Annotated in this window: 12 protein-coding genes; 9 read left to right on the forward strand and 3 right to left on the reverse strand. The window is 71.0% G+C overall.

The genetic code is table 11. The annotated features are described in order from the left end of the window. Positions 1–427: 427 nt before the first annotated feature. Positions 428–1633, reverse strand: coding sequence for a hypothetical protein (locus WME89_RS22435; RefSeq protein ID WP_438011168.1), 1206 nt, complete (start codon positions 1631–1633; stop codon positions 428–430). Between the two features lie 465 nt (positions 1634–2098). Between WME89_RS22435 and WME89_RS22440 the strand changes: the two genes are divergently transcribed. The 7 genes from WME89_RS22440 (at position 2099) to WME89_RS22470 (ending at position 8397) form a co-directional block, all read left to right on the forward strand. Next, on the forward strand, positions 2099–3481 hold the full coding sequence (locus tag WME89_RS22440) for a DEAD/DEAH box helicase (RefSeq protein ID WP_438011169.1): 1383 nt from the start codon (positions 2099–2101) through the stop codon (positions 3479–3481). Between the two features lie 172 nt (positions 3482–3653). Then, the gene (locus WME89_RS22445; protein WP_438011170.1) at positions 3654–4718 is read left to right on the forward strand and encodes a M23 family metallopeptidase; all 1065 of its coding nucleotides are present in this window, start codon (positions 3654–3656) and stop codon (positions 4716–4718) included. Positions 4719–4774: 56 nt separating this feature from the next. After that, positions 4775–5881, forward strand: coding sequence for an alpha/beta fold hydrolase (locus WME89_RS22450; RefSeq protein ID WP_438011171.1), 1107 nt, complete (start codon positions 4775–4777; stop codon positions 5879–5881). A gap of 302 nt (positions 5882–6183) precedes the next feature. Next, positions 6184–6711 (forward strand): SPW repeat domain-containing protein, encoded by a 528-nt coding sequence (locus tag WME89_RS22455; RefSeq protein ID WP_438011172.1) that lies wholly within the window; start codon positions 6184–6186, stop codon positions 6709–6711. 224 nt (positions 6712–6935) lie between these two features. Then, positions 6936–7250, forward strand: coding sequence for a hypothetical protein (locus WME89_RS22460; RefSeq protein ID WP_438011173.1), 315 nt, complete (start codon positions 6936–6938; stop codon positions 7248–7250). 509 nt (positions 7251–7759) lie between these two features. Next, a complete protein-coding gene (locus WME89_RS22465; protein WP_438011174.1) occupies positions 7760–8155 on the forward strand; it encodes a hypothetical protein in 396 nt (131 codons plus the stop codon). Between the two features lie 119 nt (positions 8156–8274). Beyond that, positions 8275–8397 (forward strand): hypothetical protein, encoded by a 123-nt coding sequence (locus WME89_RS22470; RefSeq protein WP_438011175.1) that lies wholly within the window; start codon positions 8275–8277, stop codon positions 8395–8397. Here WME89_RS22470 and WME89_RS22475 read toward each other — a convergent pair. Both WME89_RS22475 and WME89_RS22480 read right to left on the reverse strand, forming a co-directional pair. Further along, a complete protein-coding gene (locus WME89_RS22475) occupies positions 8388–8744 on the reverse strand; it encodes a nuclear transport factor 2 family protein (RefSeq protein WP_438011176.1) in 357 nt (118 codons plus the stop codon). The two genes, WME89_RS22470 and WME89_RS22475, sit on opposite strands and share 10 nt — an antisense overlap. A 133-nt stretch (positions 8745–8877) precedes the next feature. After that, the gene (locus WME89_RS22480; RefSeq protein ID WP_437664381.1) at positions 8878–10137 is read right to left on the reverse strand and encodes a dicarboxylate/amino acid:cation symporter; all 1260 of its coding nucleotides are present in this window, start codon (positions 10135–10137) and stop codon (positions 8878–8880) included. A 192-nt stretch (positions 10138–10329) separates the two neighbouring features. On the opposite strand from WME89_RS22480, the gene WME89_RS22485 reads away from it, so the two are divergent. Continuing rightward, on the forward strand, positions 10330–11940 hold the full coding sequence (locus tag WME89_RS22485; protein WP_438011177.1) for a protein kinase domain-containing protein: 1611 nt from the start codon (positions 10330–10332) through the stop codon (positions 11938–11940). Positions 11941–12060: 120 nt separating this feature from the next. Beyond that, positions 12061–12552: a hotdog fold domain-containing protein gene (locus WME89_RS22490; RefSeq protein WP_438011178.1), complete on the forward strand. Its 492-nt coding sequence runs from the start codon at positions 12061–12063 to the stop codon at positions 12550–12552. Positions 12553–12579: the final 27 nt, after the last annotated feature.

Genomic DNA, 12579 nt, shown 5'->3' on the forward strand with positions numbered 1-12579 from the left:
ATCACGACGTTTCTGCCGAAAAAATGGCCGGAAAATTCGCGACGGCAAACGCAAAGGCCGCCGCGATGCGAAGGATGCATTTAATCTGGAAAACAATCGTGTGTTTTCGTAATCAGATTCGATCGTTCTGAGATGGATCTTTGTTTGGAAAATGATGTCGCCTATTCGCAAAGCGATCCGACGAGCTTGCCTGGACGAGCGGCACATGCAGGTTGCTCCCGGCGTGCGGCTCACGCCGGCTGTTCCCCTGGGGTCGTTGAGGACGCGACAAGGCAAGGGCCGCCCGGCGCGCGGCGCAGCGGCGCGCGTCGACAGGGCTGAGGCGCGGCCGCGAGGCCCTCGTCGGCGCTGGGTTGGGGGATCTGCCCCCTCGTCCGTCAGCGCGGCGCCCGGCCCAGGGAGGGCCGCGGCGCGCGCCGCGAGGGGGTCACGGCGTCGCGGCGGAGGGCGCCGGGGCCTTGCGGGTCAGGTAGAAGAAATCGCGCAGAGAGCGCTTGCGGATGTACTCGTCTTCCGAGAACTCGAAGCCGCTCGCCAGCGCGACCGGCGTGAGGGCGCCGCCCTCGCCGGGCTCGTAGAGCAGGAACTTCGGGTACGACCAGTTCACGTCGAGCTGCGCCACGGCCGCGGCGCCGGCGTGGCGAAGCCCGAGCCCGATCGCGGCCGCCGTCGTGTGGTTGCTGATGCCGACGAAGAGGACCTTGCCCTCGCGGTCGAGCCCCACCGCGGAGCGGCGGATCACCGTGTTGCCGTCGAGCGTCGCGCCCCAGTTGCGCACCTCCGACGCGCGGAGCAGCGGGTGGAGCTCGCCCTCGTCGACCATGCAGCTCGGCGTCTGCCGCCACCACCGCATGCTGCCCTCGTCGGCGGCCAGCCTGCTCCACGGCCCGATCTGCACCCGCCCGTCGCGGTGGAGCGCGAGGGTGCAGCCCTGCTCCCGGGCGCGCACCAGGGTCACGTCGTCGACCCGCATCCCCCACTGGCCGTGCTCGGTCATGAAGCCGCCGTTGAACGCGGCGAGCAGCTGCGCCTGGTGCGCCTCCGGGACCTTCGCGCGCCGCTCGTAGGTCTTGCCCTCCTCGGTGGTCGCCGCCGGCTCCCGCGAGCCGGCCATCAGGTGGACGTCGACCCCCGAGAGATCCACCGCCACGACGAACAGCTCCGCCCAGGAACGGTGGGGATCCGGGTGGATCAGCGTCTTGTAGAGGCGCGGCGGGTCGCCGGGGCGCGCGCGGTCGACGATCGGCACCCACCGCCCATCGCCGGGAGCGGGCCAGGCCGCGTGCGAGGGGCCGACGTCCTTCGGCCGGAACACCGCCGCCACGACCGCCGGGGCCGCCGCGGCGTCCGCCCCGGCGGCGGGCGCGGCGGGCTCCGGCGCCGGCTCGGGCACCTCCCAGTACGTCTTCGGCGGCTCGCTCCCGCGCCACAGCCGGTGGACGCGATCCTCTACCGCGTAGGCGGTCTCCTCGAGCGCGGTCACGTTCTCGGCCCCGATCACCGAGCGCAGGCCGTTCGCGACGAGCGGGCCCATCCACGGGATCCGGTGCACCGCCGTCCACAGCCCCGCGCCGGCGAGCACCGGGACGGCGACGGCGCCGAGGATCCAGCGCCGCCGTCGCGAGCGGGGCACCGGCGGGCCAGCGTGCTTCGGAGCGGAGTGCCCGGCCTGGGCCGGCGGTTTCGAGGCTTCGGCGGTTTCGGCCATGGCGTGCTGCGGTGCTGCGAAAGAGCTGCGAAAGAGCTGCGGAAGAATCGACAGAGCGGGAAGGCGAAGCGACTCGGCGCCAGATGACGCGCGCGAGCCCCCGGCGCGGGCGAGGGTGTAGCACGAGGCGCGGAGCGCACGGAACCCGCTCGCGCGCGGCTCGTCTGGCGGTCGCGGCTCGACTTCCTGACCACCTCGTACTAGAGTCGCGGCCTCGGACTGACCTGGCACGGGTCGCGGTGCTCGGTCGCTGTCAAGTGGGCCTCGCAGTCTCCACGCAAGGAGGCGCAGGGCGGCAGCTCTCCGTGATCGAGCCCTCTGCGTTGAGGGCGCGGTGCCCGCGGCGCCTCTTTCCCTGCTCAGGAGGGGCTCCTGGCGAGCCCAGTGTCCATGCAATTTGCCGATCTCAAGCTCATCGAACCGTTGCTCCGCGCCATCGAAGCCGAGGGGTACAGCGCCCCAACGCCCATCCAGGAGCAAGCCATCCCCCCGATCCTCGAGGGCAACGACGTCCTCGGGTGCGCGCAGACGGGGACCGGCAAGACCGCCGCGTTCGCGCTGCCGATCCTGCAGCGGCTCGCGCAGGGGGGCGCGCCGGGCCAGCGCGGGCTCCGCGTCCTCGTGCTCACGCCGACGCGCGAGCTCGCGGCGCAGGTCGGCGAGAGCTTCATCACGTACGGAAAGAACCTCGGGCTGCGGACCGCGGTCATCTTCGGAGGGGTCGGGCAGCGCCCCCAGATGGAGGCGCTGCGCCGCGGGGTCGACGTGCTCGTGGCGACGCCGGGCCGGCTGCTCGACCTCTGCTCGCAGGGCGTCGCCCCGTTCGGGCGGCTCGAGACGCTCGTGCTCGACGAGGCCGATCGGATGCTCGACATGGGGTTCATCCACGACATCCGGCGTGTGCTCGCCATGCTGCCCGAGCGCCGCCAGACGCTGCTGTTCTCGGCCACGATGCCGCCGGACATCCAGAAGCTCGCGAACAGCATCCTGCGCCGCCCGGTGAAGGTCGAGGTCGCGCGGGTCGCCACCACGGCCGAGAACATCGACCAGCGGGTGGTCTTCGTCGAGCGGTCCGACAAGCGCGCGATGCTGGAGCACGTGCTCAAGGATCCCGCCCTCAGCCGGGCGATCGTGTTCACCCGGACCAAGCACGGCGCCAACCGCGTGGTCCAGCAGCTCAGCCGGGCGCGCATCGAGGCCGTCGCCATCCACGGGAACAAGTCCCAGGGCGCCCGCGAGCGGGCCCTGGCGAGCTTCAAGCAGGGGACGACGAGCGTGCTGGTCGCGACCGACATCGCCGCGCGCGGCATCGACATCGACGACATCTCGCACGTGATCAACTACGACCTGCCGAACATCCCGGAGAGCTACGTGCACCGCATCGGCCGCACGGCGCGCGCCGGGGCGTCGGGGGTAGCGCTCTCGTTCTGCGACAGCGAGGAGCGGGCGTACCTCGCCGACATCGAGCGCCTCATCCAGAAGCGCCTCCCCATCCTCGCCAGCCCTGGGTTCGCCGGCGTGCAGGCCGACCCAAGGCCCGCGTCGCAGCCGCAGGGTCAAGCGCAGGGCCGGCCGCAGGGCCGGCCGCAGGCGCAGGGGCAGGGCCGGCCGCAGGGGCGGCCCCAGGCGCAGGGGCAGGGCCGGCCGCAGGCGCAGGGGCAAGGTCGGCCTCAGGGGCAAGGTCGGCCCCAGGGGCAAGGTCGGCCTCAGGGGCAGGCGATGCCTCAGGCGCGCCCGCAGCCGCGGCACGACACCCCGCGCGTGGAGAACTGAGCCCGGCACCCCCGCCAGCCCGCCACGCCACGCTCGCCTCGAGCTGGCGTGGCGAGCCCGTCGCTCGCACGGCTGATCACCCTCGCTGACGAGGGCGAGCCGTCGCGCTGCAGCGCGCCGGTCATTGCATCGGCGCACGCCAGCATCTCGCACATTCACATTATTTTCGTCGATGTACGCGAATTCTGGCACGATCGCGGCCATGCGCGTCTCCGCCATCCTTGTAAGCCTGCTAACTGTAGCTGCGTGTGATCGCGGTGCCCCCTCGGGCTCCCCCGACGCGAGCGTCCAGGCCTCCGCCGATCCGGCGCCGGATGCCTCCCCGGCGCCGCCCGCATCGGCCAGCGCGCCGGCCTCGGCGAGCGCGGCAGCGGCGGTCGACCCCGGCGGAGCCGCCGACGCGGGCGCGGCGGCCGACGCCAGCGCCCCTGCGGCGAGCGCGGCCTCGGCCGACGCCGGGGCCCCCCCGGCCGACGCCAGCCGGCTCTCCCTCGAAGGGCGCGCCGTCCAGGGAGGGCTCCTCCGCGCCAAGCTGAACGGCAAGCTGCGCCGCATGGCGTTCCCGGGCCACCGCGTGACCGTCAGCGATGAGGGGGAGTTCCTGATCGCCTTCTCGCGCAACGCGCCGGCGCAGGAGAAGCTGACCATCACGTTCGACGACGGGCAGGTCCTCGAGAAGCTCTTCGACGTGGAGCAGCGCACGTTCGAGGTCGACAAGGTCGATAACCTTCCGGAGAACATGGTCAAGCTCGACATGGCGACGCGCGTGAAGCTCACGCAGGCCGAGAAGAAGCTCGACGCGATCCGGAGCAAGTACACGAAGAAGAACTGTTACAAGGACGGCTTCATCTGGCCCTCGAAGGGCCCGATCTCCTCGCGCTACGGCCAGCCGCGCGTGCTGAACGGCACCGACGGCGGGATCCACTGGGGCGTGGACATCGCGGTGCCTGTCGGGACGGCGGTGCGCGCGCCCGCCTGCGGCAAGGTGGTGCTCGTCGAGAAGAACCTCCCGCTGAGCGGTCACACCATGATCATCGATCACGGTCATGGCCTGACCTCCACGTTCATCCATCTCCACGGGTTCGCCGCGAAGGTGAATGACGAGGTCAAGCAGGGTCAGGTCATCGCGACCGTCGGGATGACCGGCCGCACGAACGGAGCGCACCTCGACTGGCGCATGAACCTCTTCGATACGCGCGTCGATCCCGAGCTCCTGGTCTCCGCCCCCGCGAAGTGACGGCCGCCGCGCTCTCTGCCTCTGCAGCGCGGCCAGCCACCCATGGAGGTCTCCCCTTGAGAACGCCCTCGCTCACCCCGGTCCTCGCGTCGCTCCTCCTCTCGCTGGTGCCCGCATCCGGGTGCGCGCCGGCGTCCCGCGCCGCGGCGCCGCCCGCCGCGCGCCCGGCGGCGCCGCCGAGCGGCCCGCCTGCGACGCCGCCTGAAGCGCGTCCGTCGGCGCCGCCCGCCGCGGGCCTCGATCCGGAGCTCACGTCGTACGCGTACCCTTATCCGGTCCGGTACCTCGAGGTCGAGTCGCAGCGCCAGAAGCTCCGCATGGCGTACATGGACGTGCAGCCCGAGAAGCCGAACGGGCGCGCGGTGCTGCTGCTCCACGGCAAGAACTTCTCCGCTTCCTACTGGGAGCCGACGATCCGCGCGCTGACCGAGCGGGGCTTCCGGGTGATCGCGCCCGATCAGATCGGGTTCGGCAAGTCGACGAAGCCCGCGGCTTACCAGTTCAGCTTCCACGGCCTGGCCGAGACGACGCGCGCGCTGCTCGACTCCCTCGGCGTGCAGCGCGCGGCCGTCGTCGGCCACTCGATGGGAGGGATGCTCGCCGCGCGCTTTGCCCTCATGTTCGCCGAGCGCACCGAGCGCCTCATCCTGGTCAATCCCATCGGCCTCGAGGACTGGAAGACGGTGGTCCCCTACCGCCCCATCGACGCCTGGTACAAGCAGGAGCTCGAGGCGACGCGCGACAGCATCCGCGACTACCAGCGCAAGAGTTACTACGACGGCGCCTGGAAGCCCGAGTACGAGCGCCAGATCGAGGTCCAGGCGGGCTGGACAGAGCACCCCGAGTACCCGCGCGTCGCCTGGTGCTCGGCGCTCACGTACGACATGATCTTCACCCAGCCTGTCGTCTACGAGCTGCCGCGCATCCGTACGCCCACGCTGCTCGTCATCGGGCTGCGGGACCGGACGGCGCTCGGCCGGGCGTGGGCCCCGAAGGAGGCCGCGGACGCGCTCGGCGACTACACGACGCTGGGCAAGAAGGCCGCGCAGGCGATCCCCGGCGCCAGGCTCGTCGAGCTCCCCGGCGTGGGCCACCTGCCGCAGGTCGAGGCGTTCGAGAAGTACCGGGATGCGCTGGTGAAGTTCCTCGAGCAAGCGCCCTGAGGGCGCTCCCCACGCCGGCGCTACCGCGGCGACTCAGGCCGAAATGCCGGGCGAGCGCGCTGGACATTCAGGACAACACGCCCTCTCAGGAGCTCCGGGAGCGCCGAGCGACGATGTCATGGGGCGGGTGAGCGCTCTCGGGGCAATGTGCCACATGAAGAGATGTCGCGGCCGGGGGCCAGCTGGCTCGACGCGGCGCTCAGGGGCGCCGGAGCGCTGCTGTCGAGGCGCGCAGCGCCGGCGCGCCGGGCCAGCGCCGGCCGTCTGACGACGCCTCCTCGCGATGCCTCCTCGACGGAGGAGTGACGCGCTCGCTGAGCTCGCCGGGCGGACGGATCGTCACCGCCGAGCCAGTCTGCGGCATGCGCCTTGCAGCCTCCCTGGCCGACGAAGGCAATCGATCAAATCAAAATATTGATTTCAAGGAGTCGGTCATGAAGATCCTGTCGCCTCGAGTTCATGGATATATTGACTATGCTGTCGTGGCCCTGTTCCTGCTGGCGCCTTCGCTGTTTGGCTTCAGCGGGCTGCCCGAGACGCTCTGCTATATCCTGGGCGCTGTGCACGCTGCCATGACGCTGCTCACCGCGTTCCCGCTGGGCGCCGCCAAGGTCATCCCGTTCCCGGTTCACGGCGGGCTCGAGGCGGCGGTCGCCGTCTTCCTCGTCGCGGCGCCGTGGCTGTTCAACTTCGATGAGGCGTCCGCCGCGAGGAACTTCTATCTGGTGTCGGGCGTGGCTGTCGGCCTGGTCTGGCTGGTCACCGACTACCGCTCGGCGTACGCGACGACGGCAACCGGCGTCCGGCCGGAGCACCGGTCGTTCTCGTGATGATGACTGCGTGAGCGATCCTCGCGAATCGGCGCGGCGGCCGGGGCACAGCCTCGGCCGCGCGCTTTTTGTGCGATGGAGAATCGGCGCGGATGCACCTTCCGGCCTGCTTCGGGTGAGCGCGGCGCCAGGTCGTCGATGCCGGACCGTGACGGTCGACGGCGACAGGGTGGTCGAGCGCGCGGATCTACGGCACGCTCATGCAGGGCGGGAGGACGGGCGCGATGAGCGACTCGAAGAAGACGGACCTGATGGGCCTTCAGGTGGGCGATTTCCAGGTCGCGGCGGTGCCCGTCGTCGAGACGAGCGACGCTCTCGATACGGAGGCCAACCGCGAGCGGGCGCGGAGGCTCGACGAGGACAAGCGGGCGGCCCAGTTCGGCCGCAGCATCGAGGGGGCAGGGGAGCCCGCGCCGGAGGAGGCCGAGGCCGCCGTGGACGCGTCGCTCCAGGAGGCACGAGCGCGCCTCGGGAGCGGAGAGGACGTGCCGATCCTGCTGCACGATCCCGTGACGGGAGCCACGATCGAGCACTCGTGAAGGAAAATGGCGCCATCCGCCCGGCACCGGCGGCCCACGTCTGCGCCCGGCGCCTCGCGCCTCCAGGCGAGCTCGGCCGAGAGCTGCGCGACTCCGCGGCGACCGAAGAGCCGAGCCGATCATCGAACAGCTTGTCCGGGAATCGCGGCGCCGGCTTCAGGGTGAGAAGGCCGAATGCGGATGAGCTCGGCTGTCACGTTGCGCCTCTATGTTTCGTTGAGGTGTCGTTGATATATCGCGACACGCGCTCGCGGCGCCCACGCGCTCGCCGTCGCGGCCAGCGCTCGACGTCCGGGTTCTGCCCGCTCCGGACGTTGTCCGGCTGAGGCGGCTGCAGGAGCTGCCGTTATTTTGGATGCTCCTCCGCTTGGCTCGACAGGGCATCCGCTCCGTCCGAACACCCATCCGCTCCCCTGGAGGAAAGCGCCGCGCCTCAGGGGTTCGATGTTGCTCCGATCCGAGCAGGGAGTTATTCAAACACTCGAAACGACTGACGGGAGAATAAAGCCATGATGAACATGCCAATGAGCTCGATGCCGATGATGGGGAACATGATGCCGATGATGAACGGCATGATGCCGATGAGCGGCATGATGCCGATGATGCCCAACATGATGGGCATGATGGGCATGATGCCGATGATGAATGGCATGATGCCGATGATGCCCAACATGATGGGTATGATGCCGGGCATGATGGGCGGCATGATGCCGAACATGATGGGTATGATGCCGGGCATGATGGGCGGCATGATGCCGGGCATGATGGGCATGATGCCGAACATGATGGGCATGATGCCGAACATGATGGGCATGATGCCGAACATGATGGGCATGATGCCGAACATGATGGGCATGATGCCGAACATGATGGGCATGATGCCGAACATGAAGATGGCGGCCTGATAGCGCCATCGCCGGCATGATCGGCGCCACGCTGGATGTCGAGGGTGGTACCCCGGCATCGCGATGCGCGGCGCTCGCGCCGGTGGCGAGCTGGTCCGCAAGGGCCAGCTCGCTTTCTTTTGTTCCGTGAGATCGTCGCCCTGCTCGCGCTCGCGGCAGGCCCGTCGAACGACCTGCCGCCGCCGATGGCGCCCCGCGGCGAGGAGGAGCTCCCGGCGGAGGCGGCCTTCGCCTACTCGTAGTGCGCCAGCCCCTTGATGACCTGCCGCTGCTCGTTGAACACCACGACTTCCGCCACCCTCCGACCGGACGCCGTCCGGTAGAGGATCGTGAGGCTATCGACGCCGGGCAGCGCCGCCTCCAGATCAAAGCGGAGCGACGGATCCGCGGCCAGCCCCTTCTCCCAGTAGGGCCGGATCGCCGCTTTCCCCTTCAACGTCCCGGAAGGCTCGTGCATCCGTTCCACGATGAACGGCGAGCTCATCTCGAAGTCATCGGTGTAATGAGAGAGGATCCGCTCCAGGTCGTGAGAGTTCCATGCGGCGATCCACTCCTGCGCAAAACGTCGAGCAAATCCAGGATCCTGCATCTCCAACCTCCAGCAGCACAGCTCGTGGACATTACCTCGGCGGAAGCTTCGCGACAGCGGCGTGCCCGCGCGAGCGAGATCCACGCAGCACGGCGCGGCGACCATCGCGCCGGCCGGTACGCCCTCGGGTGGCTCAGCTCGCGGACTCTCCCTGCGGGCTCGGCCGCGGCGCATCCCGCGATACGTACACGGCCGCTGCCAGATCCCCCACCACGTTGATCACGGTCCGACACATGTCGAGGAACCGATCCACCCCGAGGACCAGGCCGAGCCCCTCGGGCGGGATGCCCAGCATCCCCAGGATCATCGCGATCACGGGGAGCGAGCCGGCAGGGATGCCCGCCGTGCCGATGCCCCCCAGCACCGAGATGAGCATCACGATCGCCTGCTGCCCGAGCGTCAGCGTGACGCCGTAGACCTGCGCCAGAAAGAGCACGGTCACCCCTTCGAACAGGGCCGTCCCGTTCTGGTTCATCGCGGCCCCGGCGGTCAGGACGAAGCGCGCCACGGACGGCGGGAGCCGCAGCTCCTCCTCGGCCACCTTCAGCGAGGTCGGCAGGGTCGCGTTCGACGAGGCGGTCGAGAACGCCGTCACGATCGCCGTCCGGCTCCCGCGAAAAAAGGCCACCGGCGACATCCCGCCGAGGAAGCGCACCGAGAGCGAATAGACCACGAACATGTGCAGCCCGAGGCCGAGCAGCACCGTGAGGACGTACGCCGCCAGCTGCTGCATGATGCCGATGCCCATGCGGGAGGTGATGGTGAAGAGCAGCGCGCCCACGCCGATCCACGCGAACCGGAGCACCCCCTCGATGAGCCGCATCGAGACGTCGAACAGCCCCTGGATGCCGTCGCGGAGCCGCGCCGCCGCCTCGGTCTGGGTGAGCGACAGGGCGAGACCGAAGAGCAGCGAAAAGGTGATGACGGCGAGCACGTCGCCCGCCGCCGCGGCCTTGATCACGTTGTCGGGCACCATCGCGATGATCATCCCCACCGGCGAGGTGTCGACCGGCGCGGTCGCCGCCTTGATGCCGCCGCCCTGCGCGAGGCTCCGGACCGCGTCGGGCAGGCCGTCGCCGGGGCGGATCAGGTTCACCAAGACGAGGCCGATCAGCACCGCGATGGTGGAGACGACGGCCGTGTAGCCCAGCGTCCGCAGGCCGAGCCGGCCGACGTGCTTCAGATCGAGCTCGCAGATGCCCATGACGAGCGCCGAGAACAGGATCGGGAGCACGAGCATGAACAGCAGGCGCAGGAAGATCTGGCCCACCGGGTAGGTGATGTGATCGACGATCCAGACGAGCACCGGAGAGCCCGCTGCGACCGCGTTCGCCGTCAGACCGCTCGCTGCCCCGACCGCGACCCCGAGCAGCATCGTTCGATGCGATGACATGGCGCCACCTTACACAAGCCGCGGCGCCGTGAGCCGCCGAGTTCTCGCCCCGCCGCTCGCGCCCTCCTCGGCCGGCGCGCGCCGCTTCGACCGGCTCACCCCCTCCGCCGTCGGCGACGCGCGCCCCCGGGTCGACCGTGGCCCTGGCTGCCTGTCCAAGCCCGCGCGGATCCATTACGCTCGGCGCCGGCCATGCTGAAGCCGGGCGATTCGTTCGAGCGCTACACGATCGAGGCCGCCATCGGGCAGGGGGGGATGGGCTGCGTCTACCGGGCCCACGACGCGCGGCTCGGCCGGCGCGTCGCCGTCAAGGTCATCGCGGGCGGCTCCGTGGACCCCGACGCCGCCGCGCGCCTGCTGCGCGAGGCGCGCGCGGCCGCCGCGCTCGATCACCCGAACGCGGTCTCGATCTTCGACGTCGGCGAGCTCGATGGGACGCCGTTCATCGTGATGGAGCTCGTCGCCGGCCGCACCCTGCGCAGCGCGATCGGCGGCCCCGAGATGCCGGCCTCGATCCGGGTCGCCTGGCTCGCCGACGTCGGCCGCGCGCTCGCCGCGGCGCACCGGCGCGGGCTCGTCCACCGGGACATCAAGCCGGAGAACGTGATGGTCCGCGACGACGGCGTGATCAAGGTGCTCGACTTCGGCATCGCCCGCCGCGCCGCCGGCGAGGCCGATCCGAGCGCCTCGACCGAGGCGCCCGCGCTGCCGACGCTGACCGCCCTGGGCGTCAAGCTCGGGACGCCGGTGTACATGGCCCCGGAGCAGATCCGCGGCGGGGAGCTCGACGGGCGCGCGGACCAGTTCGCGTGGGGCGTGCTCGCGTTCGAGCTCCTCACGGGCAGGCTGCCCTGGCGCGGCGCCGGCGACATGCTCGCGGTCGTCGCCTCGATCCTCACGGACGAGGCCGATCGCACCCTGCTCGACGCCGCCTCCGTGCCGCCGGCGGTGAGCGCGGTCGTGCTGCGCGCCCTCTCGAAGCGCCCCGAGGAAAGGTTCGCGTCGATGGACGACCTCGTGCGCGCGCTCGAGGCGGCCGGGCGAGGCGAGGCGCCCGCGGCGCCCGCGAACCTGCCGCCCGCGCAGGCGCCCGCGTCGAGGGCGAGCGAGGCGCTTCGGGGAGGGGAGACCGCGGCGCAGCGGTTCTCGACCGACCAGGTGCGCGACGTCCTCGCGCGGGCGATCGAGCGCCAGGCCTCGGCGGACGGGGGCGCGCCGCGGGGCGACGCGCGCCTCGGCTTCGACGACCTGCTCGCCGCGGCGCAGGAGGTGGGCGTGGACCCGGAGGCAGTGCGCGAGGCGAGCCGGGCGTTGCGCGCGCGCGACGCCGAGCAGAAGACCGGGCTCGCCACCGCCGCCGAGCGCGCCGCGTGGCTCCGGCGCCAGCGCCGCGACTTCTACCGGCACCTCGGCGTCTACCTCATCGTCAACTCGGTGCTTCTCGTGATCGGCGCCGTGCTCGGCGTCGCCTTCTGGGTGTCGCTGGTCCCGCTGCTCTGGGCCATCGGCCTCGGCATCCACGCCCTCGTCACGTTCACCGCGAACGAGGACGACTGGGCGCAGGAGGTCGAGGGCATGCGGTGGTGGCACGAGCACCATCGCCGCAGGCATGAGCTCGCCATGGCGAAGGTGGCCGGCCGGGGCCTGCCGCCCGCTGCGGCCGTGCGCCAGCGCATCGAGACGGCGCGCGCGGACCGGTGGGGCGGGCTGCGCGTCGAGACGGACACGGCGCGCGCCGAGGGGGAGCAGGCCGAGGAAGAGGCCGCCGCCGCGGTGAGCAAGTCGCAGCGGCGGCGGCGCTGAACGACGCAGCGGCGGCAGCGCTGTCCCGAGCTTCCGCGGCCCGCCCCGAGCGCGGCGCCGGGCCCGCATGCGCTAAGCTCGCCGCGCTTCCCACGCTCGCCGCGCCCCTCGGAGACCGTCATGTCCAAGCCGAACCTCATCGCCCGCTCGCTCGCGCCGCTCCAGGTCCTCCCGTCCTTCCTGCGCTCCCGCGCGCAGACGGTGCTGTTCCAGCGCATGGTGCCGTTCACGGGGACCGCCGGGATCCAGTTCGACGAGGTGACCTCGGAGCGCGTGGCGCTGCGGCTCGCCAACGGGCGCAAGGTGCACAACCACATCGGCGGCGTGCACGCCGCCGCGGCGGGGCTCCTGGCCGAGACGGCGACCGGCTTCGTCGTCGCCGTCAACCTGCCCGACGACAAGCTGCCGCTCCTGCGCAGCATGAAGGTCGACTACAAGCGCCGCGCCCAGGGCGGCCTGCGCGCTGTCGCGACGCTCACGCCCGAGCAGCGCCGGTCGTTCGAGGACCAGCCGAAGGGGGACGTGGCCGTCGCCGTCACGGTGACGGACGAGAGCGGCGCGACGCCGATGGAGTGCGAGTTCGTGTGGGCGTGGGTGACCAAGGGGAGGTGACCCAGTGAACGCCGCGCCGCCGCGCCG

This window comes from Sorangium sp. So ce321 (assembly GCF_051530195.1).
Lineage (GTDB): Bacteria > Myxococcota_A > Polyangia > Polyangiales > Polyangiaceae > Sorangium.

Excerpts from the sequence above, each read along its gene's own strand:
- WME89_RS22480 (WP_437664381.1), bottom strand. The coding sequence starts at position 10,137 with ATGTCATCGCATCGAACGATGCTGCTCGGGGTCGCGGTCGGGGCAGCG.
- WME89_RS22490 (WP_438011178.1), top strand. The coding sequence starts at position 12,061 with ATGTCCAAGCCGAACCTCATCGCCCGCTCGCTCGCGCCGCTCCAGGTC.
- WME89_RS22485 (WP_438011177.1), top strand. The coding sequence starts at position 10,330 with ATGCTGAAGCCGGGCGATTCGTTCGAGCGCTACACGATCGAGGCCGCC.
- WME89_RS22440 (WP_438011169.1), top strand. The coding sequence starts at position 2,099 with ATGCAATTTGCCGATCTCAAGCTCATCGAACCGTTGCTCCGCGCCATC.
- WME89_RS22460 (WP_438011173.1), top strand. The coding sequence starts at position 6,936 with ATGAGCGACTCGAAGAAGACGGACCTGATGGGCCTTCAGGTGGGCGAT.
- WME89_RS22465 (WP_438011174.1), top strand. The coding sequence starts at position 7,760 with ATGATGAACATGCCAATGAGCTCGATGCCGATGATGGGGAACATGATG.
- WME89_RS22475 (WP_438011176.1), bottom strand. The coding sequence starts at position 8,744 with ATGCAGGATCCTGGATTTGCTCGACGTTTTGCGCAGGAGTGGATCGCC.
- WME89_RS22445 (WP_438011170.1), top strand. The coding sequence starts at position 3,654 with ATGTACGCGAATTCTGGCACGATCGCGGCCATGCGCGTCTCCGCCATC.